The sequence below is a fragment of the Saccharopolyspora dendranthemae genome (assembly GCF_007829955.1).
Classification (GTDB): Bacteria; Actinomycetota; Actinomycetes; order Mycobacteriales; family Pseudonocardiaceae; genus Saccharopolyspora; species Saccharopolyspora dendranthemae.
In genome coordinates, this window is record NZ_VIWX01000005.1 from 570,206 (window position 1) to 590,300 (window position 20,095).

The window sequence follows — 20,095 nt, forward strand, 5'->3', positions numbered from 1 at the left end:
ATTTCGGGCACCGAAGGTCCTCGGTTTGGACTAAAACTGGGAACGGCCGAGTCGCGCCCGGGTGGGACGAGGTCGGACTGGGTGAGTTGAGGTCGAGGGTGCCGCTCGGGGATAAAGGACTCATGTGAGGAGGCCGGGCGGGTCCTCACCGGGACCGGCGGCCTATCCTGCTACCCGGCGTGGGCACACCGAGCCCCGTCGAGAGGAGTGACGTGGCAGCCACCGACAACGCCCGCGAGCTGGCCCTGATCGCCGCGCAGGCGGCGGCCGACAAGAAGGCCACCGACGTGGTCCTGCTGGATGTCTCAGAGCAGCTGGTCATCACCGACTGCTTCCTGATCGCCTCAGCTCCCAACGAGCGGCAGGTCGAAGCGATCGTCGACTCGGTCGAGGAGAAGCTGCGCGCGGCAGGAGTCAAGCCGGTTCGGCGCGAGGGAGCCCGCGAGGGGCGATGGGTCCTGCTGGACTTCGTCGACGTCGTGGTGCACGTCCAGCACGCCGAGGAGCGCTCCTTCTACCAGCTGGAGAAGCTGTGGAAGGACTGCCCGCAGATCGAGTTCGTCGACCAGAGCCTGCCGGCAGAGGAAGACGAGTGAGCCTCGACCGGCTCGTGCTGTGGCGGCACGGCGAGACCGATTACAACCTCGCCGGCCGCATCCAGGGGCACCTCGACAGCTCGCTGACCGCCAACGGCATCGAGCAGGCCGAGCAGGCCGCGCCCACCGTCGCGTCCTTCGATCCCTCGGTGGCGGTCAGCTCCGATCTGAACCGCGCCCGCACGACCGCCGCCGCCTACGCCAAGGTCAGCGGTGAGCCGGTCAAGCTCGACAAGCGACTGCGGGAAACCCACGTCGGCGAGTGGCAGGGCCTCAGCGGGGCAGAGGTGGAGCACGGCTGGCCGGGTGCGCTCAACACGTGGCGGGCGAGCCCGACGTGGGCCCCGCCCGGCGGCGAGTCCCGCGTGGAGGTCGCCGCCCGCGCCCTCGACGTCGTCACCGAGCTAGACGGCCAGTACGAAGGCACCGCGCTGCTGTGCGCGCACGGCGGGCTGATCACCGCGCTCACCGCGAAGCTGCTGGCCCTGCCGGTGGAGCTGTGGCCGGGCCTGGGCGGCGTGCGCAACTGCCACTGGGTGGTCCTCAAGCGCCGCGGTCCGAGCGACCACCGCTGGCGGCTGCTGGTCTTCAACGCGGGTGCGCAAGACCACGCGTGATCGCATCTGCCGTCTGACGTCGTAGGGTTGCGCTCGTGTCCATTGCCGTCGTCACCGACTCCACGGCTTACCTGCCGTCCGGGTATGCAGCGCGGTACGGGATTCGAGTCGTTCCGCTGCACGTCGGCGTGGACGGCGGGAAGCCCGTCGACGAGACCGCGTTCACGCCCGGCGACCTCGCCGAGGCCTTGGAGAACAAGCACCGGGTGACGACCGCGAGCGCGACCTCCGGCGAGCTGGCTCGCGCGTACCGGCAGGCGCTGGACGACGGCGCCGAAGGCGTCGTCGCGGTGCACCTGTCCCGGCAGCTGTCGGGAACCTGGGACGCTGCGCGGCTCGCCGCCCGCGAGACCGACCCGGAGCGGGTCCGCGTGATCGATTCCCGGTCGGCGGCCATGGGCCTGGGCTTTTCCGTTCTCGCCGCCGCTGACGCGGCTGCCTCGGGTGCCGACCTAGCCGAGGTCGAGCACACCGCAGCGGTGACGGCCGCGCGCACGACCACGGTGTTCTCCGTGCAGACCCTGGAATACCTGCGGCGCGGCGGGCGCATCGGCACGGCGGCGGCCGTGCTGGGCACGGCGCTGTCGATCAAACCGCTGCTGCACGTCCACGACGGGCGGATCGACGCGCTGGAGAAGGTGCGCACCACCACTCGCGCGATGGCCCGGCTGCGCGACCTCTCGCTGGACGCAGCGGGGTCCGGGTCTGCGGCGATCGCGGTCCACCACCTCGCCGCCGCCGACCACGCCGAAGAGCTGGCGGGGCGCTTCTCCGCCGAGCTGGGGGAGTCGGTGGAGTGCGTGGTGTCGGAGGTCGGTGCGGTCATCGGGGCGCACATCGGTCCCGGATCAGTGGGCGTGGTGGTTCTCCCGAACGGGTGGCATTTCAGCGGGTGAATCCCCTTCGTGGCGCGGATTCCACACCATCGAGCTGAATCCCGGCGACATTCGGTCCACAGTAGTCAGATACACGAAAAATAAACGTGCACAGCGTCTTTCGGTCGCGCTACCGTCGTCGACATGTTCGACACCAAGCTCTTGCGCGCCACTGACGACGACTCCTACGAGCAGCTCGACACGCGGTCCCGGCTGCAGACGCTGCGCCGCGAGGCAGAGCACGACGAGCCCACCCAGCGGATTCAGCCCCACTACTCGGTGAACCCGCCGGACGGCGCCCGAAGTTCGCCGTGGTCGCGGTTCGCGGAGAGATGGCTGCCCGAATCACTGCTGCGATCGAGAATGGACCCCGGACGCGCCGGAGCGCTCGCTCTGTCGCTGGTCGCGGTCCTCGTGCTCCTCGGCGTGCTCGTCTTCGCCTGGTCCGGCCGTCCGGTGGCCGAGTCCGCACCGCCACCACCTCTTCCCGCTCCGCCACCACCGGTGTCGACGAGCGCTGCCGCACCGCCCGAGCTGGTGGTCAGCGTCGTCGGCCTCGTGCGGCATCCCGGTCTGGTCACCGTCCCTGCCGGTGCGCGGGTCGCCGACGCCGTGTCCGCGGCGGGCGGGCCGTTGCCCGACACCGACCTGACCGGGCTCAACCTCGCCCGCCGCCTGTCCGACGGCGAGCAGCTCTACGTCGCCATCCCGGTGCCTCCGGGCGCCCAGAGCGGCCAAGCCGGGCAGACCGGCGCCGGTGGCGACGGCAAGGTCGATCTCAACACCGCGACGAAGGAGCAGCTCGATGGACTACCCGGAGTCGGCGAGGTCACCGCCGACCGAATCCTGCAGTGGCGCACCGAGCACGGGCGGTTCGACTCGGTGGATCAGCTCGGCGAGGTCGGCGGGATCGGTGACTCCCGGCTGGCCAAGCTCCGCGATCTGGTCCGGGTGTGATCCGCCCGCTGGACCTGCGGCTGGTCCCGGTGGCGGCGGCGGTCTGGGTGGTGACCCTGTTCGGCCTGTGGGCGGGATGGTTGCCAGCAGCCGCATCGGCACTGGTCGCGGTGCTGCTGGCCGTGATCGTCCGGGTGTTCTGGCGGAAGCCTGGTTCCAGGGTGGTGCTGGTGGTCCTGCTGCTGGCCGGCGTGGCGGCGAGCAGCATCGCGTTGCAGACCCACCGCGTCGAGGAGCATCCGCTGCGGCACGCGGCGGTGACCGGTGATCCGGTGACCGTCCGGGTCGAGCTGACAGCTGCGCCGAAACCGTTGCGCGGGGCGGCGTTCGGCGCCAGCAGGGCGCAGGACCGCTCGCTGGCCCGGGCGGAGCTGGTGGCCGCCGAGATCGCCGGGCGCCGGTACGAGACCGGTGGTTCGGTCGTCCTGCTGGTGCCCACCGAGTCGTGGCGCGGGCTGATCGCCGGACAGCGGCTCACCGTCGAGGCGAAGGTGGCGCCACCGCGCGAAGGTCAACTCGTCGTGGCGATGCTGCCGGTGTACCGGGAACCGGGTGAGGTCGCGGCACCGCCCGCGTGGCAACGGCTGGCCGCGAGCATGCGGGCGGGACTGCGCGAGATCGCCGCCGGGAACCTGGGCCCGGAGGCCGCGGGTCTGCTGCCGGGGCTGGTCGTCGGAGACACCGGCGGTCTGGCGCCGGAGGTGGAACAGGACTTCGAGACGGCCGGCTTGAGCCACCTCACGGCCGTGTCGGGAGCGAACCTGGCGATCGTCTGCGGCGCGGTCCTGGTGCTGCTTCGCCTGTTGGGGCTCGGGCCGGTCGTGTGCGCGATCGGGGCGAGCGCGGCGCTCGTCGGGTTCGTCGGGCTGGCCGGCCCGGAGCCGAGCGTGTTGCGCGCTGCGGTGATGGGGGCGATCACGCTGCTCGCGCTGGTGCTGGGCCGGCGTCGCTCGGCGCTGCCGGCGTTGGCGGCGAGCGTGATCGCGCTGCTGCTCCTGCTGCCGGAGCTGGCGACCAGCGCGGGCTTCGCCCTGTCGGTCGCGGCTACGGCCGGGTTGGTGCTGCTCGCGCCGGTGTGGGCGGCGGCGCTGCGTGAACGGGGCGTGCCTGTCGGTCTGGCCGAGGCGATCGCGGTCCCGGTGGCCGCGCACGTGGTCACCGCGCCGCTGATCGCCGCGATCTCGGGCGGGGTGAGCCTGGTGGCGGTTCCGGCGAACCTGCTGGCCGCCCCGGTGATCGCCCCGGCGACGGTGTTCGGGGTGCTGGCCACGGTCACCGCGCCGGTGTCGTCGTGGGTGGCGTGGGTCTGGGTCGAGCTGGCGGGCCCGGAGCTGGAATGGGTGCTGCTGGTGGCCGATCGCGCCTCGGCGGTACCGGGGGCGGTCGTCGATTGGCCTACCGGTACGGGCGGCGGCCTGCTCCTGGCGGTGCTCGTCCTGGTCGGTCTGATCGCGTTGCGGGGGAGGAGGATTCGACTTCTGGCCGTGGTGGCGGTGTTGCTCAGCGCGCTGATCGTGCTGCCGGTGCGCACCATGCTGCCGGGGTGGCCCGCGCAGGGCTGGAGCGTCGTGGCCTGCGATGTGGGACAGGGCGATGGACTGGTGCTGTCCACCGGCAGACCGGGGGAGGTCGTGGTGGTCGACACCGGTCCGGATCCCCGCCGGGCGGCGAACTGCTTGCGGCGCTTGGGAATTCACCGGGTCTCGATGGCGGTCCTCACGCACCTGCACGCCGACCACGTCAGCGGGCTGCGGACGATCCTGGGCGAAACCTCGGTCGGTGCGGTGGCGATCGGACCGCTGCGCGAACCGAAGTGGGCCTTCGACGACCTGGTGCGCGACGCCAGGGCGCACCGCACACCGGTCGTCACGCTGCAGGCCGGTCAACGACTGGGCTGGCCGGGGCTGGTCCTCGACGTGCTCGCCCCGGACCCTGCCGTGACCCGGACCCAGACCGCCGACGACGCCAACGATTCGTCACTGGTGGTGCGCGCGACGACCACGGCCGGTCGCGTGCTGCTCACCGGTGACGTCGAACTGCAGGGGCAGGGGCGCCTGGTGTCCTCGGGAGCTGATCTGCGAGCGGAGGTGCTCAAGGTTCCGCACCACGGATCGCGCTACACCACACCGCGCTTCCTGCAGGCGGTCCGGCCGAGACTCGCGCTGATCAGCGTCGGTGCGGGCAACGACTACGGGCATCCGAACCCGTTCGTGACCGGCGCGCTCACCCGCGCGGGCTCACGGGTGCTGCGCACCGACCAGGAAGGAGACATCGCCGTCCTGCCGGGGCCGCAGGGGCCTCGCTTCGTCGCGCGCGGAGACCCGCTGCGCGCCGACGAGAGATGACCACCCGCAGCGGAAACGACGAAGCGGGTGGCGGTCCGCAGGGACCAGCCACCCGCTCGCAGGAGAGGAGTGCTCGCCTACAACCGAATCAGAGGCCGAGGGCCTGGTTCACCGACTCGGTGCTCGGTGCGACGGTCGCCTTCGGGCCCAGCTCGCCCTCGACGGCGTCCAGGGTCTTGAGGCCGTCACCGGTGATCAGCAGGACCGTCTCGGCGTCCGGGTCGATCTTGCCGGCTTCGATGAGCTTCTTGGCGGTCGCCACCGTGACGCCACCGGCGGTCTCGGCGAAGATGCCCTCGGTCCGGGCCAGCAGGCGGATGCCCGCGCGGACCTCGTCGTCGGTGACGTCCTCGATGGCACCGCCGGTCTTGCGGACGACGTCGAGCACGTAGGGGCCGTCGGCGGGCGCGCCGATGGCGAGCGAACGCGCGATGGTGTCCGGCTTGACCGGCTGCACCACGTCGTGGCCGTTGCGGTAGGCGGTGGAGACGGGGGAGCAGCCGCTGGCCTGCGCGCCGAAGATCTTCACCGGGCTCTCGTCGACGAGGCCGACCTGGCTGAACTCGTTGAAGCCCTTGTAGACCTTGGTCAGCTGCGAGCCGGAGGCGATCGGCACCACGATCTGCTCGGGCAGGCGCCAGCCCAGCTGCTCGGCGACCTCGAAGCCCAGGGTCTTGGAGCCCTCGGAGTAGTAGGGACGGACGTTGACGTTCACGAACGCCCAGTCCTCGTGCTCGCCGGCGAGCTCGGTGGCCAGCCGGTTGACGTCGTCGTAGTTGCCGTCGACGGCCAGCAGCGAGCCGTCGTAGACCGCGCTCATCAAGATCTTGGCGCGCTCGAGGCTCTTGGGCACCAGGACGACCGAGTCCCAGCCGGCGCGGGCGGCAGCGGCGGCCACGGCGTTGGCGAGGTTCCCGGTCGACGGGCAGGCCAGCACCTTGAACCCGAACTCGCGGGCGGCGGCCAGCGCGACCGCCACGACGCGGTCCTTGAAGGAGTGCGTGGGGTTGCCGGTGTCATCCTTGATCCAGATCTTCTTCACCCCGAGCGCCTTGGCGAGGTTGTCCGCCTGGATCAAGCGGGTACAGCCGGGCTCGGTGTTGGGGATCTGGTCGACGTTGCCCGGGACGGGCAGGAACTGCTTGTAGCGCCAGATCGAACGCGGGCCGGACTCGATGTCCTCGCGGCGGATCTTGCCGAAGTCGTAGGCGACCTCGAGCGGCGAGAAGTCTTCGAGGGAGACGAACTCCGGGGCCAACGGCTGCCGGTGTCCCTCTTCTTTGGACACCAATTCGACGGCATTGCCGAGATCGAACTTCTTGCCAGCGGTCGTGTTGGCGTGGGCAGCAGCAGCAGTCATCGCGCGAGGTCCTCTCCTCATCTGTCCCGCGGACGGGTCGGAATTGGCACCTGTTTGCGTCCGTGACCTCGCGCCGGAATTTTGCGCGATGCATCGGACGAACGGTTGCCGGGGCTTCAACGGGCCGTTCCCTCTGCCCCTCTGGATGAGCTATTCGGTTGTGAAGGCAACGTTAGTTGAACGACTGCGTTCCTGGCCAGTGCGCATCCAGATGCCGGGACTGTCGCAGACCCGTGGGACCATTCGTTCATGAGCTCCCCGACCGTTGTCGCCGACCCGCTGCACCTGGTGCTCGGAGACGAAGAGCTGCTGGTCGAGCGCGCGATGTGGGCCGCTGTCGGAGCCGCGCGAGCGGCCGATCCAGAAGCGGATTTCAGCAGGGTGAAGGTGAGTGACCTCACCCCTCCGGAGCTGGCCGAAATGCTGAGTCCCTCGCTGTTCGCAGAGGCTCGCGTGCTGGCGGTCGAGTCGGCGCAGGACGCGGGCAAGGAGATCGCGGAAGCGTTGCTGATGCACGCCAAGCAACCTGCTGAGGGCGTGACCCTGGTCGTGCTGCACAACGGTGGCGGCCGGGCCAAGCAGGCCAAGGAGCTGCCCACCGCGCTGAAGAAGATCGGCGCGCGGGTCACCGAGTGCAAGAAGATCACCAAGCCCGCCGAGCGTGAGGCGTTCGTCAAGGACGAGATCCGCAGGGCCGGTGGCAAGACCGACTCCGGCGGGGTGAGCGCGCTGATCGAGGCGGTCGGGTCGGACCTGCGCGAGCTGTCGGCTGCGGCGTCGCAGCTGGTGGCCGACACCGGCGGCAAGATCGACGCGGACGCCGTGGGCCGCTACTACCGGGGCCGGGCCGAGGTGACCGGGTTCGCCGTCGCGGAGAAGGCCGTGGTCGGCGATCGGGCGGGAGCCCTGGAGGCGCTCCGCTGGGCGATCCAGCTCGGCGTGCCGCACGTGCTCATCGCGGACGCCCTGGCCGACTCGGTCCGCACCATCGGCCGCGTCGCCGCAGCGGGCGGCCGCAACGACCCGTACCGGCTGGCCGGGGACCTCGGCATGCCCGCGTGGAAGGTCAAGAAGGCCCTCTCGCAGTCGCGCGGCTGGACCCCGACGAGTCTTGCCGCAGCGTTGCAGGTCGTGGCCGAGGTCAACGCGGGGGTCAAGGGCATGGCGGCCGACGCCGACTACGCCCTGGAGAAGACGGTCCTGCGGCTGGTGTCGCTGCGCAACCAGCGCGGCTGATCAGGCCACGCCGATCAGCACGACACCGGCGAGCACCACGACCGCACCGGTCATCCGCCGGGCGGGCTGCGCCTCGCCGAGCACGCGCCACGCGAGCAGTCCGGCGAGCACGATGCTCAGCTCGCGAGCCGGGGCCACCAGGCTGACCGGCGCCATCTGCATGGCGAACAGCACCAGGATGTAGGCCAGGGGCGAGAGCACCCCGACGGCGATGATCTCCCGCCGGTGCTCGGTCCAGATCCGGCCGAGCGCGTCGCGCCTGCGCACGGCGTAGGGGGCGAGCAGCGCGCTGCGGGTGGCGTTGTTGGCCCAGTCGTACAGCAGCGGTGACAGCGCGAGTCCGGTGACGGCGTGCGCGTCCCACACGGTGTAGGTCGCGATCAGCGCCCCGGTGAGCAGCCCGAAGCCGACCCCCGCGAGGTTCGCCCCCGCGCGCGGTACCCCGTCGGACAGGCCGATCACGAAAACTCCGGCCACCACCAGGGCGCCGCCGCACAGGCCGAGCCATCCGGGACGCTCCTGCAGCACCAGCACGGCCACCACCATCGACAGCATCGGGCCGGTTCCCCTGGCCAGCGGGTAGACCACGGACATGTCGCCCACGGAGTAGCCGCGCTGCAGCAGGAGGAAGTAGCCGAGGTGGATGGTCGCGCTGACCAGGACGCCGAGCGTCCAGGCGCCCAGCGGAGGGACTCCGGTGATCAGCAGCGTCACGGCCGCCACCGGCAGGTACAGCACGGACGAGCAGGTCGCGGTCAGCCACACGAAACCCGCGCCGGACGAACCGGCGCGCTTGGCGAAGAAGTTCCAGCCCGCGTGCGCGAACGCGGCCAGGACCACGAGAAGGACAGCGGCAGCGCTCATGAGTGTCCGGAGCCTACAACCTCAGCCGCTGAGGGCGATCTTCCAACCGAGGCTGAACACGAGCCCGACCACGACCGTCAAGAACACCCGGCGGACGAACGCCGACCCGCGGCCCGCGGCCAGCGCCGCACCCAGCACGCTCCCCGTGATGTTGCAGGCCGCCATCACCAAACCCAGTCCCCACAGCACTTTTCCGGCCGGGATGAAGAAGACCAGCGCTCCCAGGTTGGTGGCGACGTTGACGACCTTCGCGGTCGCCGAAGCCGAGACGAAGGCGAAACCGACCAGGCTGACCAACCAGAACACCAGGAACGAACCCGTTCCGGGCCCGGCGATGCCGTCCCAGAACCCGATCACCGCGCCACCGAGCAGCATCAGCGCCAGCTGCAATCGCCGCGCGAACCGGGGCGCGTGCACCGAGCCGAGGTCGGGTTTGCGCCAGGTGTAGACGCCGACCACGACCAGGGCGACGAGCACCACCACGTTGAGCACCGAGGACGGCAGCGCATCGGCGAGCGCCGCCCCGCCCAGCGACCCGATCAGCGCCACCGCGGCCATCGGAAGCGCAGCGCCCCAGTCCATCGGCGTGCGCTTGGCGTAGGTCCTGGCGGCGGCGGAGGTTCCGGCGATCGCGGCGATCTTGCTGGTGGCCAGCGAGTAGATGACCTCGCCACCGGGCATCAGCATCAGCATCGCGGGCAGCTGGATGAGCCCACCACCGCCGACGATCGCGTCCACGGCTCCGGCCAGGAACGCCGCCGCGCAGAGGATCAGCAGCCCGGCGAGGGTGAGGTCGGCGAATCCGGGCCAGTTCAACGCGGTGAGCACGAGGTGTCACCGTATTTCCTGCGCACAGTCGAATCCGAGCGGTTGTGAGCACCCTCGCGGGATCCGGACCACCTGGAGAACCCGCAGGTGAGGGGTGTTAACCTGGATGACCGTGTCGTACGGCATTCCGCCGTGGAGGAAACCGGTTCCCGGACCGGGCCGATCGAGTGCGGCACGCGATTCAACTGACGAGGAAGAGGCGCACCAGTGGCCAACATCAAGTCCCAGATGAAGCGGATCAAGACCAACGAGGCGAACCGCCAGCGCAACAAGGCTGTGAAGACCACGCTGAAGTCCGCCATCCGCAAGTTCCGCGTGGCCGCTGACGCCGGCGAGAAGGACAAGGCGATCGAGCTGCAGCAGGTCGCCGGCCGTCAGCTGGACAAGGCCGCTAGCAAGGGCGTCATCCACAAGAACCAGGCCGCCAACAAGAAGTCGGCCATGGCCGCCCGCGTGAACAAGATCTGAGTCTTCTCAGTCGTCGAAACGGCCCCTCTCCCAGTCGTGGAGAGGGGCCGTTTCGCGTCTCACCAGTCGTGCATCGAGCCGTCCCCGCGGCGGTTGACCGGCAGGTACCGGGGCTCGTAGGGGAACCGCTCCGCGGCGTGCTCGTCGACCCACACGCCCAGACCGGGTTCGTCGCTGGGATGCAGGTAGCCGTGGGCGAAGGTGTAGCCGGAGTGGAAGACCTCGGCGGTCTGCTCGGTGTGGCCCATGTACTCCTGGATGCCGAAATTGGGCACCGCCAGGTCCACGTTGAGCGCCGCCGACAGCGAGATCGGGGAGAGGTCTCCGGCTCCGTGCGATCCCGTGCGCACCCCGTAGAGCTCGGCCAGCGAGAAGATCCGCCGCAGGTGCGTGATGCCGCCCGCGTGCGACACCGAGGTCCGGATGTAGTCGATCAGCCGCTCGGTGATCAGCTGCTGGCAGTCCCAGATCGAGTTGAACACCTCGCCGACCGCGATCGGGGTGGTGGTGTGCTCCCGGATCAGCCGGAACGCGCTCTGGTTCTCGGCGGGGGTCGGGTCCTCGATCCAGAACAGCCGGTGCGGTTCCAGGTCCTTGCCCAGCCGCCCGGCCTCGATGGGGGTGAGCCGGTGGTGGACGTCGTGGAGCAGGTGGAAGCCGAAGCCGAACCGCTCTCGCACCGCTCCCAGGACCTCGGGTGCGTGCCGCAGGTAGGACTCGGTGTCCCAGTGGCCCTCCTCCGGGACGTTCGAGGAAGCGGGTTCGTAGAACTCGCCCTGGGCCGGAACGCCGTAGGACTTGTCGACGCCGGGGACCGACGCCTGCGCCCGGACGGCCAGGTAGCCCTGGTCCAGGTGTGCGGCGACGTCGTCGAGCAGCGCCGGGATGTCGTCGCCGGTGGCGTGGCAGTAGGCCAGCACGCCGTCGCGGGCCGGCCCGCCGAGCAGTTGGTGCACCGGTAGCCCGGCGACCTTGCCCTTGATGTCCCACAGCGCGACGTCGACGGCGGCAATCGCGGTCATGGTCACCGGACCGCGCCGCCAGTAGGCGCCCTTGTACAGGTACTGCCAGGTGTCCTCGATGCGCTGCGAGTCGCGGCCGATCAGCAGCGGGCAGACGTGGTCGCGCAGGTAGGACGCCACCGCGAGCTCGCGTCCGTTGAGCGTCGCGTCGCCCCAGCCCACCACGCCGTCGGCGGTGGTGAGCTTGAGCGTGACGTAGTTGCGGCCTGGCGCGGTGACGATGACCTTCGCGTCGACGATCTTGGACAACTCGGTCCTCTCAGTCGGTACGGCCGCCGCCGATCCGGGCGGGCCAGGTGAATATCAGCGCTACCATACAAGCGGTGGGATCCCACGGGTCAAGGTCGTCGATAGGGTGTGGCCATGGCGAGCACGGAGGGCAAGACCTTGGCGAGGGTGGCCGCGCACCGCGAGATCAGGCGCCGCATCATCACGCTGCAGCTGCCGCCCGGGCATCCGCTCTCGGAGAACGAGCTCGCCCGGGAACTGGAGGTGTCCCGGACGCCGGTGCGCGAGGGCCTGCTGCTGCTCGTCGAGGAGGACCTGGTCCGGGTCTTCCCGAAGCTCGGATCTTTCGTGGCCAGGGTGGACCCGCAGCGCATCGCCGACGCCCAGTTCGTCCGCGAAGCCGTCGAGGTCGCCTCGCTGACCGATGCTGTCGAGCACCGCACCGACGAGGACGTCGAAGCCCTGCGCGACCTGCTGCGACAGCAGCGCGAGGCAGCCGAGGACGTGGATCGGTTCTTCGAGCTCGACGAGGCCTTCCACCAGCGCCTGCTCGCCGCAGGTGGTCACGCCAACTCCTGGCGCACGGTCGAGCAGGCCAAGGCCCACCTCGACCGCGCCCGTCGCCTGGGCCTGCGCACGGTCAGCCCGGTCTCGTCCCTGATCGACCAGCACGCCGAGATCGTCGGCGGCGTTGAATCCCGCGACCTCGACGCCGCCGCCTCCGCCCTCCGCGGGCACCTGCGCGCCGTGTTCGAGGACGTCGAGCGAATCCGATCGGAGTCCCCCGAGCTCTTCGTCGGCAGCGCCGACGAGCGCCCGGTCAGACGCAGCATCACCGTCCTCCAGTGACGGCTCAGGTCGCTCAATCGTGAGGCGGCCCGTCGTTCTACCGTCATCGCCGTTCGAAGGTGATACGCTGTATTACGGCAGGTGAAGTTGAAGGTATCTCGGATTGTCCCCGGCAGCTTGCTTCATGTGACGCGCCACGGTGTCTCGATGGGCGAGATCGAGCAGGTCTTCTTCAACATCGTGAGAATTGGCAGAAACCGGCGGAACAGGGCGGCTGCTTTTTCCGTGGAGGGGCTGACGGACGGTGGGCGTCGTGTTCGCGTGAACTTCGATTACGACGCGGATACGCGGACAGCGATCGCCATTAGTGCGTGGGAGGTGCGATGACGGAGAACCAAGATCCTGACTTCGAGTCGATGAGCTACGCGGAGTTGGCGGAATGGCAGTACGCGCACCGCGAGGAGTTGGATGACGAGTTCGAACGCGGTGAGTACGAGCCCGTGGAAGTGGAGATCTCCCCGAATCTGGAGGTGACCCGGTCCTTCCGGTTGCCCGCGATCGACGCCGAGCTGATCGACCAGGCCGTGGAGCGCTCGGGGCTCAGCAGGTCGGAGTGGATTCGCGATGTTCTGCTAGCGGCGGCGAAGGGGGAGGGCGATTCCCCGGTCTCGAAGGTAGATCTGCAGCAGGCGCTGGAACTGCTGCACCGCGTGGAGAACCTCGTGGACCCCGCTCACCAGCACGTCGCGCATCGTCAGGCCAGCTGATCGCCCGGCGCTAGGGCCTGAGGTCGGCTTGGCGGCGATCGACCAGCACGCCGACGAGCGCCCGGTCAGACGCAGCATCACCGTCCTCCAGTGATGTTGGGTGGGCTCGTTCGGGTTCCTCTGGGGCTGCGGGCGGTTGTGGTCCGAACCGTCCATGATCAATGCCTGAAATGCCCGGTCAATTCGGACCACAACCGTCACGTGGTGAGCAGGAAGCACTCCGGCGGTCGGCCTCGCTCCGGCCCGTGCTCCTGGGGTTGGTGCTGGGCGTGGGGGGTGGCTTGGCGGTAGAAATGCGGGCATGGAGGTCTTGAACAGCCGGATGATCCTGCGGCCCGCCGATCACAATCGGTCGGTGCGGTTCTACCGCGACGTGCTGGGATTGGCGGTGTGCCGCGAGTTCCCCGGAGGCACGGTGTTCTTCCTGGGTCAGGGGTACCTGGAGGTCTCCGGTCGAGGGGACCAGGGGCCGAGCCCGGATCAGGTGCTGTGGCTCCAGGTGCGGGACCTCCGCGCCACCTTCGACGAGCTCCGCGATCAGGCCGTCACCGTCCTCGCCGAACCCGAGCACAAGCCCTGGGGTTTGCACGAAGGCTGGATCGCCGATCCCGACGGCATGCGCATCGTCATCGTCGAGGTTCCCGCCGATCACCCCATCCGCCGTGACACCCGCGGCGACTAACGCTCCTTCACGCCCGCGAGGAATTCGCTGAACGCCGCTGCGCTGAAGGTCAGCACCGGCCCGTGGCGATCCTTCGTGTCCCGCACGGCCACGACGTCAGGAGTCAGCGCCACCTCCACGCAGTTGGTGGTAGTGGTGTAGCTGCTCGTCCGCCAGTCGTGCGGTGCAATCCGGGTAGACATGTACGGACCCCTCGCATTCCGTCGCCCTCTACTCGAACTCGACCGCCATGCTTGCGATCAGTTCGGCTGATTCTCGCTCATCGAGTGCGATCTTGAGAATGCGTCGCAAGGCCTCGTCGTAGATCTGGATCTCGTCCGCTGCCTCGATGAAGAGCTGGGAGGTGCGGTTCTCCGTGAACACCACGGGAGGTGCCTGCGGGAGCGAGATCCTCGCGAATGACCCGTCAAAGCCCGGGTGCAGTCCGGCGTCGGCCGGAACGACTCTGATCGCGGTGCTGGAGTGCCGAACGACATGGCACAGGTATTCGTACTGTCGGCGCATCACGTCCTCTCCGCCGACTCGTTGCCGGAGACCGCGCTCGTGGATCAGAGCCAGAAACCGCGGCGCGTCTGGTTTGAGCAGCACGCGATGCCGAGTCAAGCGCGTGACCATGCGGTTCTCGATCTCCTCCGGAGGCACGAGTGCGACCTCGCGCAGGACGGTGCGGGTGTATTCCCCGGTCTGGAGAAGGCCGGGGATGAGGCTCAGCTCGAAGTTCACGATCCTGGTCGCCGTCGATTCGAGTTCGATGAGCGTGCGCTGGTTGGCCGACATCTCCCGGCGCTGCCACCAGCCGAGTGCGCCGGAGGCAACCTCCCGGGACAGTTGCAGCAGCTCAGCGCGGCTCTGCCCGGTCACGCCGTAGAGCGCGAGCATGGCGGCGATGTCTTCGACCTTGGAGCCGCGCCGGCCGAACTCGATGCGGCTGACCTTGCTCGGCGAGAAGCCGAGGCGCTTGGCGACCTGGTCGGCGGCGAGCCCGGTGGTGGATCGTGATCGGCGCAGCTCGGCGCCCAGCTGGCGAGCGCGCACGGAGGGCGCTGTGTTCCGCATGGTGATCATGCTGACCCCGTGCGGGCGCTCGATGAAGCGAACACCCCGCAGGTTCCCCCCAAGGCGGTGGGGCGTGCCACCCCGGCAAGCGGGTGTCCGGGAGTTGGGCGTCGGACACGGGGCGTGGCGTGGGACTATGGGGTGACCCCTGCGCGTCATCCGCCTGGGGAGCCCGGGCCGACGTCTGCCGACGAACGCCGACAGCCGTAGGAACGCCGCCGACATCCGAGGAACCCGAGTGAGCAGTTTCGCCGACACCACGTTCACGCAGCCGGAGCGGATCCGGAACTTCTGCATCATCGCGCACATCGACCACGGCAAGTCGACGCTGGCCGACCGCATGCTGCAGCTGACAGGTGTTCTGGGGGAGCGCGCCTACCGGGCTCAGTACCTCGACCGGATGGACATCGAGCGCGAGCGCGGCATCACGATCAAGGCGCAGAACGTGCGCCTGCCGTGGGTGGTCGAGGGCGACGAGCACGTGCTGCACATGATCGACACCCCCGGGCACGTCGACTTCACCTACGAGGTCAGCCGTTCGCTGGCCGCGTGCGAAGGCGCGATCCTGCTGGTCGACGCCGCGCAGGGCATCGAGGCGCAGACGCTGGCGAACCTCTACCTCGCCATGGAACACGATCTGCAGATCATCCCGGTGCTCAACAAGATCGACCTTCCGGCCGCCGAGCCGGACAAGTACGCCGCCGAGCTCGCGCACATCATCGGCTGCGAGCCCGAGGACGTGCTGCGGGTGTCGGCCAAGACCGGCGAGGGCGTGGACGCGGTCCTCAACGAGGTCGTGAAGCAGGTTCCGGCGCCGCAGGGCGAGGCGGACTCCCCGCCGCGCGCGATGATCTTCGACTCGGTCTACGACACCTACCGGGGCGTGGTCACCTACATCCGGGTCGTCGACGGCAAGATCACCCCGCGTCAGCGGATCAGGATGATGTCGACCAACGCCACCCACGAGCTGCTGGAAGTCGGCATCATCTCGCCGGACCCCAAGCCGTCGAAGGGCCTGGGAGTCGGTGAGGTCGGCTACCTGATCACCGGTGTGAAGGACGTCCGCCAGTCCAAGGTCGGTGACACCATCACCGCCGAACGCAAGGGCGCGACCGACCCGCTGCCCGGCTACCGCGAGCCCAAGCCGATGGTCTACTCCGGGCTGTACCCGATCGATGGCTCCGACTACCCGATCCTGCGCGAAGCGCTGGAGAAGCTGCAGCTCAACGACGCCGCGCTCACCTACGAGCCGGAGACCTCCGGCGCGCTGGGCTTCGGTTTCCGCTGCGGTTTCCTCGGCCTCCTGCACCTGGAGATCACCCGGGACCGGCTGGAGCGCGAGTTCAACCTGAACCTGATCTCCACCGCGCCGAACGTGGTTTACGAGGTCGAGATGGAGGACGCCACCGAGCTGGTGGTGACCAACCCGTCCGACTGGCCCGAGGGCAAGATCAAGGACGTCTCGGAGCCGATCGCCAAGTGCACGGTGATCGCCCCCTCGGAGTTCGTCGGCACGATCATGGAGCTGTGCCAGGGCCGTCGCGGTCAGCTCGACGGCATGGACTACCTGTCGGAGAGCCGCGTCGAGCTGCGCTACACGCTGCCGCTGGGCGAGATCGTCTTCGACTTCTTCGACCAGCTCAAGTCCCGCACCCGCGGCTACGCCTCGATGGACTACGAGGAATCCGGGATGCAGGTCTCCAACCTGGTCAAGGTGGACATCCTGCTGCAAGGCGAGCCGGTCGACGCCTTCAGCGCGATCGTGCACCGCGACGGCGCTTACGCCTACGGCACGAAGATGGCCACGAAGCTGCGCGAACTCATCCCGCGCCAGCAGTTCGAGGTGCCGATCCAGGCGGCCATCGGTTCGCGGATCATCGCCCGCGAAACGATCCGCGCCATCCGCAAGGACGTGCTCGCCAAGTGCTACGGCGGTGACATCAGCCGGAAGCGCAAGCTGCTGGAGAAGCAGAAGGAGGGCAAGAAGCGGATGAAGACCATCGGCCGGGTCGAGGTCCCGCAGGAAGCCTTCGTCGCTGCGCTGTCCACCACGGAAGCCAAGGACGACAAGTCCAAGGACGGCAAGAAGTAACTCGCTGTGCATGACCGGTGACCGAATGTCGGCGCCCTCTGGTTGACTTTCCGTCGATCGGAAAGGAGGGCGCCATGTCTGTCATGGCAGAGACGACCGGTCCGCACGGCATCGTCCAGAGTCGCCCCTTCACGGTGCACGACCTGGAGGCGATGCCCGATGACGGCCACCGGTACGAGCTCCTGGACGGGGCTCTTCTCGAGACGCCCGCGTCCGGCTACAAGCACCAGAAGGTAATTCTCCGGTTGGGAGCGCTGCTCGACGCGGCCTGCCCGGACGAGCTCGAGGTGTTGCCCGCGCCGTTCGCGGTGCGTCCCTCGGTCACCGTCGAGCTCCAACCGGACCTCCTGGTCGCTAGGGACGAGGATCTCACCGAGGCGTACCTGCCGGCTGCGCCGGTCCTCGCGGTGGAAGTTCTCTCGCCGAGCACGAGGCTCAACGACCTGAACTCCAAGAAGGCGTTCTACGAGCGGCTCGGTGTGCCGTGCTACTGGGTGATCGACCCGCTGGAGCCGAGGCTGACCGCGTTCGAGCTGGGTGAGGACGGCGAGTACGAGCGGATCGTCAAGGTCGCCGGGACGGAGGTCTTCGACGCGGCGAATCCCTTCGCCGTGCGCGTCGTTCCCGCTGAACTGATCGGTCGCCGCCGGAAGGCGTGAACTCGCAGCCCCCTCCGCGAGGGTGGCTTCGCGGGTATAGAGATCGTCTATCGGGCGGATCGAGAATGGGTCTGCTCCTCCGCTGGCCTGGGCCGAGTCGCTTCATAAGTGATCCGGGTCTCGTTCTCACGGCTCGGACGGCGGTTGTGCGGCCCGGGCACGTGGCTAGCATTCGCTCGTCATGGTCCGTGCTGCTCGGGGTCCCACCGAGCGCATCGGCGTTTCCCTCGGTGCGCCACCGAAAAGTGGCGGGCTCGACGCTGCCTGGAGGTTGCTGGTGGACTTCTCCCGCGAACGCTTGCCGATCCCCGATCCTCAGCCGCCCACCGCGACCTCCCTCGACGCCCGCGATCAGAGCCCGGCCTTCCAGCCGCGGCAGCCGCTGCGCCCGCCGCAGGGAGCGCCGAACGTCGTCGTGGTGCTCCTCGACGACATGGGATTCGGTGCTCCGAGCGCGTTCGGCGGGCCCTGCAACATGCCCACGGCAGAACGGCTGGCCGGTGGTGGCCTTCGCTACAACCGCTTCCACGTCACCGCGATCTGCTCGCCGACCCGGCAGGCGCTGCTGACCGGACGCAACCACCACTCCGTCGGCATGGGCGTCACGACCGAGATGGCCAGCGCCGCACCCGGTTACTGCGGTGTCCGCCCGCTCAGCGCCGCCACGATCGGCCAGATGCTGCAGGGGAACGGTTACAACACAGCGGCTTTCGGCAAGTGGCACCAGACTCCGGCGCGAGACGTCAGCGCGGCGGGGCCTTTTGACCGGTGGCCCACGGGCGAGGGCTTCGAGAAGTTCTACGGCTTCATGTGCGCCGAGATGAACCACTGGTACCCGGTGCTGTTCGACGGGACGAAACCCGTTGAGCCCACCCGCAAACCCGAAGACGGCTACCACCTGTCCGAAGACCTGGTGGACAACGCGATCGACTGGGTGCGGGACCAGACCTCGCTGAAGCCCGACAACCCGTTCTTCGCCTACCTCCCGTTCGGCGCCACCCACGCGCCGTACCACGTGCCCCAGGAGTACCGGGAGCGCTACCGGGGCAAGTTCGACCACGGTTGGGACCGGCAGCGCGAGATCACCCTGGAGCGGCAGAAGGAACTCGGCGTGGTCCCGCAGGACGCCGAACTGGCGCCGTGGTCGGAAGATGTGCCGCACTGGGACGAGCTCTCCGCCGAGGAGCAGCGCTCCGCGGCGTCGCTGATGGAGCTCTACGCCGGCTTCGCCGAGCACACCGATGACCAGGTCGGACGTCTGGTCGACGCGCTCGACGAGCTCGGCGAGCTGGACAACACGCTGTTCGTCTACATCCTCGGTGACAACGGGGCCTCCGCCGAAGGCGGTTTGGGCGGCACGCTCAACGAGCACCGCTTCGCCAGCGGCATCCCGGACAGCGCCGAGTACATCAACTCCCAGGACGCCGCGCTCGGCGACGCGACCACGCACGCGCACTACCCGGTCGGCTGGGCGCTGGCGATGAACACGCCCTACCAGTGGACCAAGCAGGTCGCGTCGCACCTGGGCGGGATCCGCGACGGCATGATCGTGCACTGGCCGGACGGGATCGCCGAGCGCGGCGGGCTGCGCGACCAGTTCCACCACGTCATCGACGTGGTGCCGACGATCCTGGAAGCGGCGGGCCTGCCGCACCCGACCGAGGTCAACGGCGTGGCGCAGCAGCCCGTCGAGGGCACCAGCATGCTCTACAGCTTCAACGACGCCGAGGCGCCGGACCGGCACCGCGTGCAGTACTTCGAGATGGTCGGCAACCGCGGCATCTACCAGGACGGGTGGATGGCCGTGACCCGGCACGGAACGCCCTGGGTGATGGTGCAGGACGGCGTCCGCCGCTCCTTCGACGACGACCGCTGGGAGCTCTACGACACCAACGTGGACTGGACGCAGTCCCACGACCTCGCCGAGGAGCACCCCGAGAAGCTGCGCGAGCTCCAGCAGCTCTTCCTGGTCGAGGCCGCCAAGCACAACGTGCTGCCGCTGGACGACCGGATGACCGAGCGGGAGAACCCCCTCGAAGCCGGTCGGCTGGACCTCATGGGCGATCGTCGATCGGTGACGTTCCACGCGGGCGCCAAGCGGCTCACCGAGGAGACCGCGCCGAACGTCAAGAACCGCTCGCACACCCTGACGGCGCTGGTGGAGGTGCCCGAGGCCGGTGCGGAAGGCGTGCTGGTGGCCCAGGGCGGCCGGACCGGCGGCTGGTCGTTCTACCTCCACGACGGGAAGCCCTGCTACGCCTACAACTACTTCGGCTCGGTCGTCCAGCACGTCCGGGCGCGAGAAGCGGTGGGCGCCGGCGAGCACGAGATCAGCGTGCGGTTCGACTACGACGGCGGCGGCGTCGGCAAGGGCGGCGCGGTGACGCTGCGCGTGGACGGCACCGACGTCGCCTCCGGCCGGGTGGACGCGACGATCCCGTACTACTTCGCCTTCGACGAGACCTTCGACGTCGGCGTCGACCGGGCGAGCCCGGTCACCGACGACTACGTGCCGGTCGACAACGCCTTCACCGGTGGGCTGCGGCGGCTGCGCGTCGACCTCGACGACGACCAGTGGTCGGACGTGGAGGCGGCGTCGGCCTTCCGGACCGCGCACGAGTAGGAGCTCGGCCTGGCGATGTCCCGCCTGCCTG

At 69.2% G+C, this 20,095-nt stretch carries 20 protein-coding genes and 1 riboswitch; of the genes, 14 read left to right on the forward strand and 6 right to left on the reverse strand.

Annotated features, from left to right (window positions below; all coding sequences use genetic code 11):
- Window positions 1-212 precede the first annotated feature (212 nt).
- The 5 genes from rsfS (at window position 213) to FHU35_RS24375 (ending at window position 5,390) form a co-directional block, all read left to right on the forward strand.
- Complete coding sequence (gene rsfS, locus FHU35_RS24355; protein ID WP_145743671.1) at window positions 213-596, forward strand: ribosome silencing factor; 384 nt, start codon at window positions 213-215, stop codon at window positions 594-596.
- Window positions 593-1,213, forward strand: a complete 621-nt coding sequence (locus FHU35_RS24360) for a histidine phosphatase family protein (protein WP_145743674.1) — start codon at window positions 593-595, stop codon at window positions 1,211-1,213. The genes rsfS and FHU35_RS24360 overlap by 4 nt, the downstream gene beginning before the upstream one ends.
- Before the next feature lie 35 nt (window positions 1,214-1,248).
- Complete coding sequence (locus tag FHU35_RS24365) at window positions 1,249-2,109, forward strand: DegV family protein (protein WP_145743676.1); 861 nt, start codon at window positions 1,249-1,251, stop codon at window positions 2,107-2,109.
- Window positions 2,110-2,232: 123 nt separating this feature from the next.
- Window positions 2,233-3,045 (forward strand): ComEA family DNA-binding protein, encoded by an 813-nt coding sequence (locus tag FHU35_RS24370; RefSeq protein WP_246110541.1) that lies wholly within the window; start codon window positions 2,233-2,235, stop codon window positions 3,043-3,045.
- Window positions 3,042-5,390 (forward strand): DNA internalization-related competence protein ComEC/Rec2, encoded by a 2,349-nt coding sequence (locus FHU35_RS24375; RefSeq protein WP_145743678.1) that lies wholly within the window; start codon window positions 3,042-3,044, stop codon window positions 5,388-5,390. Before FHU35_RS24370 ends, FHU35_RS24375 begins: the two co-directional genes overlap by 4 nt.
- An 88-nt stretch (window positions 5,391-5,478) precedes the next feature.
- Here the strand turns inward: FHU35_RS24375 and thrC are convergent, their stop codons facing one another.
- The gene (thrC, locus tag FHU35_RS24380; protein WP_145743680.1) at window positions 5,479-6,750 is read right to left on the reverse strand and encodes a threonine synthase; all 1,272 of its coding nucleotides are present in this window, start codon (window positions 6,748-6,750) and stop codon (window positions 5,479-5,481) included.
- A gap of 14 nt (window positions 6,751-6,764) precedes the next feature.
- A riboswitch (SAM riboswitch) is annotated at window positions 6,765-6,902 on the reverse strand.
- 97 nt (window positions 6,903-6,999) lie between these two features.
- On the opposite strand from thrC, the gene holA reads away from it, so the two are divergent.
- Entirely contained in the window at window positions 7,000-7,986 is a 987-nt protein-coding gene (holA, locus tag FHU35_RS24385) for a DNA polymerase III subunit delta (RefSeq protein WP_145743682.1), read from the forward strand.
- Here the strand turns inward: holA and FHU35_RS24390 are convergent, their stop codons facing one another.
- Window positions 7,987-8,850, reverse strand: coding sequence for an EamA family transporter (locus FHU35_RS24390; RefSeq protein ID WP_145743684.1), 864 nt, complete (start codon window positions 8,848-8,850; stop codon window positions 7,987-7,989).
- Window positions 8,851-8,871: 21 nt separating this feature from the next.
- On the reverse strand, window positions 8,872-9,678 hold the full coding sequence (locus tag FHU35_RS24395; RefSeq protein ID WP_145743687.1) for a TSUP family transporter: 807 nt from the start codon (window positions 9,676-9,678) through the stop codon (window positions 8,872-8,874).
- Between the two features lie 207 nt (window positions 9,679-9,885).
- Between FHU35_RS24395 and rpsT the strand changes: the two genes are divergently transcribed.
- Entirely contained in the window at window positions 9,886-10,146 is a 261-nt protein-coding gene (gene rpsT / locus FHU35_RS24400; protein ID WP_145743689.1) for a 30S ribosomal protein S20, read from the forward strand.
- 59 nt (window positions 10,147-10,205) lie between these two features.
- Here rpsT and manD read toward each other — a convergent pair whose 3' ends face one another.
- Window positions 10,206-11,417, reverse strand: a complete 1,212-nt coding sequence (gene manD, locus FHU35_RS24405) for a D-mannonate dehydratase ManD (protein WP_145743692.1) — start codon at window positions 11,415-11,417, stop codon at window positions 10,206-10,208.
- A 114-nt stretch (window positions 11,418-11,531) separates the two neighbouring features.
- On the opposite strand from manD, the gene FHU35_RS24410 reads away from it, so the two are divergent.
- From FHU35_RS24410 to FHU35_RS24425, 4 genes are all read left to right on the forward strand, one after another.
- Window positions 11,532-12,245 carry a GntR family transcriptional regulator gene (locus FHU35_RS24410; protein WP_145743695.1) on the forward strand — a complete coding sequence of 238 codons (714 nt, stop codon included), beginning with the start codon at window positions 11,532-11,534 and terminating at the stop codon, window positions 12,243-12,245.
- Between the two features lie 147 nt (window positions 12,246-12,392).
- Complete coding sequence (locus FHU35_RS24415; protein WP_145743697.1) at window positions 12,393-12,572, forward strand: hypothetical protein; 180 nt, start codon at window positions 12,393-12,395, stop codon at window positions 12,570-12,572.
- Window positions 12,569-12,952: a ribbon-helix-helix protein, CopG family gene (locus FHU35_RS24420; protein ID WP_145743699.1), complete on the forward strand. Its 384-nt coding sequence runs from the start codon at window positions 12,569-12,571 to the stop codon at window positions 12,950-12,952. Before FHU35_RS24415 ends, FHU35_RS24420 begins: the two co-directional genes overlap by 4 nt.
- 301 nt (window positions 12,953-13,253) lie before the next feature.
- Window positions 13,254-13,634, forward strand: coding sequence for a VOC family protein (locus tag FHU35_RS24425; protein WP_145743701.1), 381 nt, complete (start codon window positions 13,254-13,256; stop codon window positions 13,632-13,634).
- Here FHU35_RS24425 and FHU35_RS24430 read toward each other — a convergent pair.
- Together FHU35_RS24430 and FHU35_RS24435 are read right to left on the reverse strand one after the other, a co-directional pair.
- A complete protein-coding gene (locus FHU35_RS24430) occupies window positions 13,631-13,816 on the reverse strand; it encodes a DUF397 domain-containing protein (RefSeq protein WP_145743703.1) in 186 nt (61 codons plus the stop codon). The two genes, FHU35_RS24425 and FHU35_RS24430, sit on opposite strands and share 4 nt — an antisense overlap.
- A gap of 28 nt (window positions 13,817-13,844) precedes the next feature.
- Complete coding sequence (locus FHU35_RS24435; protein WP_145743706.1) at window positions 13,845-14,690, reverse strand: helix-turn-helix domain-containing protein; 846 nt, start codon at window positions 14,688-14,690, stop codon at window positions 13,845-13,847.
- 238 nt (window positions 14,691-14,928) lie between these two features.
- Between FHU35_RS24435 and lepA the strand changes: the two genes are divergently transcribed.
- The 3 genes from lepA to FHU35_RS24450 all read left to right on the forward strand — a co-directional run bounded on the left by lepA (window position 14,929) and on the right by FHU35_RS24450 (window position 20,064).
- Window positions 14,929-16,782 carry a translation elongation factor 4 gene (gene lepA / locus FHU35_RS24440; RefSeq protein ID WP_145743709.1) on the forward strand — a complete coding sequence of 618 codons (1,854 nt, stop codon included), beginning with the start codon at window positions 14,929-14,931 and terminating at the stop codon, window positions 16,780-16,782.
- A 74-nt stretch (window positions 16,783-16,856) separates the two neighbouring features.
- Complete coding sequence (locus tag FHU35_RS24445; RefSeq protein ID WP_145743711.1) at window positions 16,857-17,441, forward strand: Uma2 family endonuclease; 585 nt, start codon at window positions 16,857-16,859, stop codon at window positions 17,439-17,441.
- Between the two features lie 181 nt (window positions 17,442-17,622).
- Entirely contained in the window at window positions 17,623-20,064 is a 2,442-nt protein-coding gene (locus FHU35_RS24450) for an arylsulfatase (RefSeq protein ID WP_145743713.1), read from the forward strand.
- The last annotated feature ends 31 nt before the right edge of the window (window positions 20,065-20,095 follow it).

Coding starts and splice junctions, on each gene's coding strand:
- FHU35_RS24435 (WP_145743706.1), bottom strand. CDS start 14,690: ATGCGGAACACAGCGCCCTCCGTGCGCGCTCGCCAGCTGGGCGCCGAG.
- holA (WP_145743682.1), top strand. CDS start 7,000: ATGAGCTCCCCGACCGTTGTCGCCGACCCGCTGCACCTGGTGCTCGGA.
- FHU35_RS24410 (WP_145743695.1), top strand. CDS start 11,532: ATGGCGAGCACGGAGGGCAAGACCTTGGCGAGGGTGGCCGCGCACCGC.
- FHU35_RS24415 (WP_145743697.1), top strand. CDS start 12,393: ATGGGCGAGATCGAGCAGGTCTTCTTCAACATCGTGAGAATTGGCAGA.
- thrC (WP_145743680.1), bottom strand. CDS start 6,750: ATGACTGCTGCTGCTGCCCACGCCAACACGACCGCTGGCAAGAAGTTC.
- FHU35_RS24430 (WP_145743703.1), bottom strand. CDS start 13,816: ATGTCTACCCGGATTGCACCGCACGACTGGCGGACGAGCAGCTACACC.
- FHU35_RS24370 (WP_246110541.1), top strand. CDS start 2,233: ATGTTCGACACCAAGCTCTTGCGCGCCACTGACGACGACTCCTACGAG.
- FHU35_RS24425 (WP_145743701.1), top strand. CDS start 13,254: ATGGAGGTCTTGAACAGCCGGATGATCCTGCGGCCCGCCGATCACAAT.
- FHU35_RS24450 (WP_145743713.1), top strand. CDS start 17,623: ATGGTCCGTGCTGCTCGGGGTCCCACCGAGCGCATCGGCGTTTCCCTC.
- FHU35_RS24390 (WP_145743684.1), bottom strand. CDS start 8,850: ATGAGCGCTGCCGCTGTCCTTCTCGTGGTCCTGGCCGCGTTCGCGCAC.
- FHU35_RS24445 (WP_145743711.1), top strand. CDS start 16,857: ATGTCTGTCATGGCAGAGACGACCGGTCCGCACGGCATCGTCCAGAGT.
- FHU35_RS24420 (WP_145743699.1), top strand. CDS start 12,569: ATGACGGAGAACCAAGATCCTGACTTCGAGTCGATGAGCTACGCGGAG.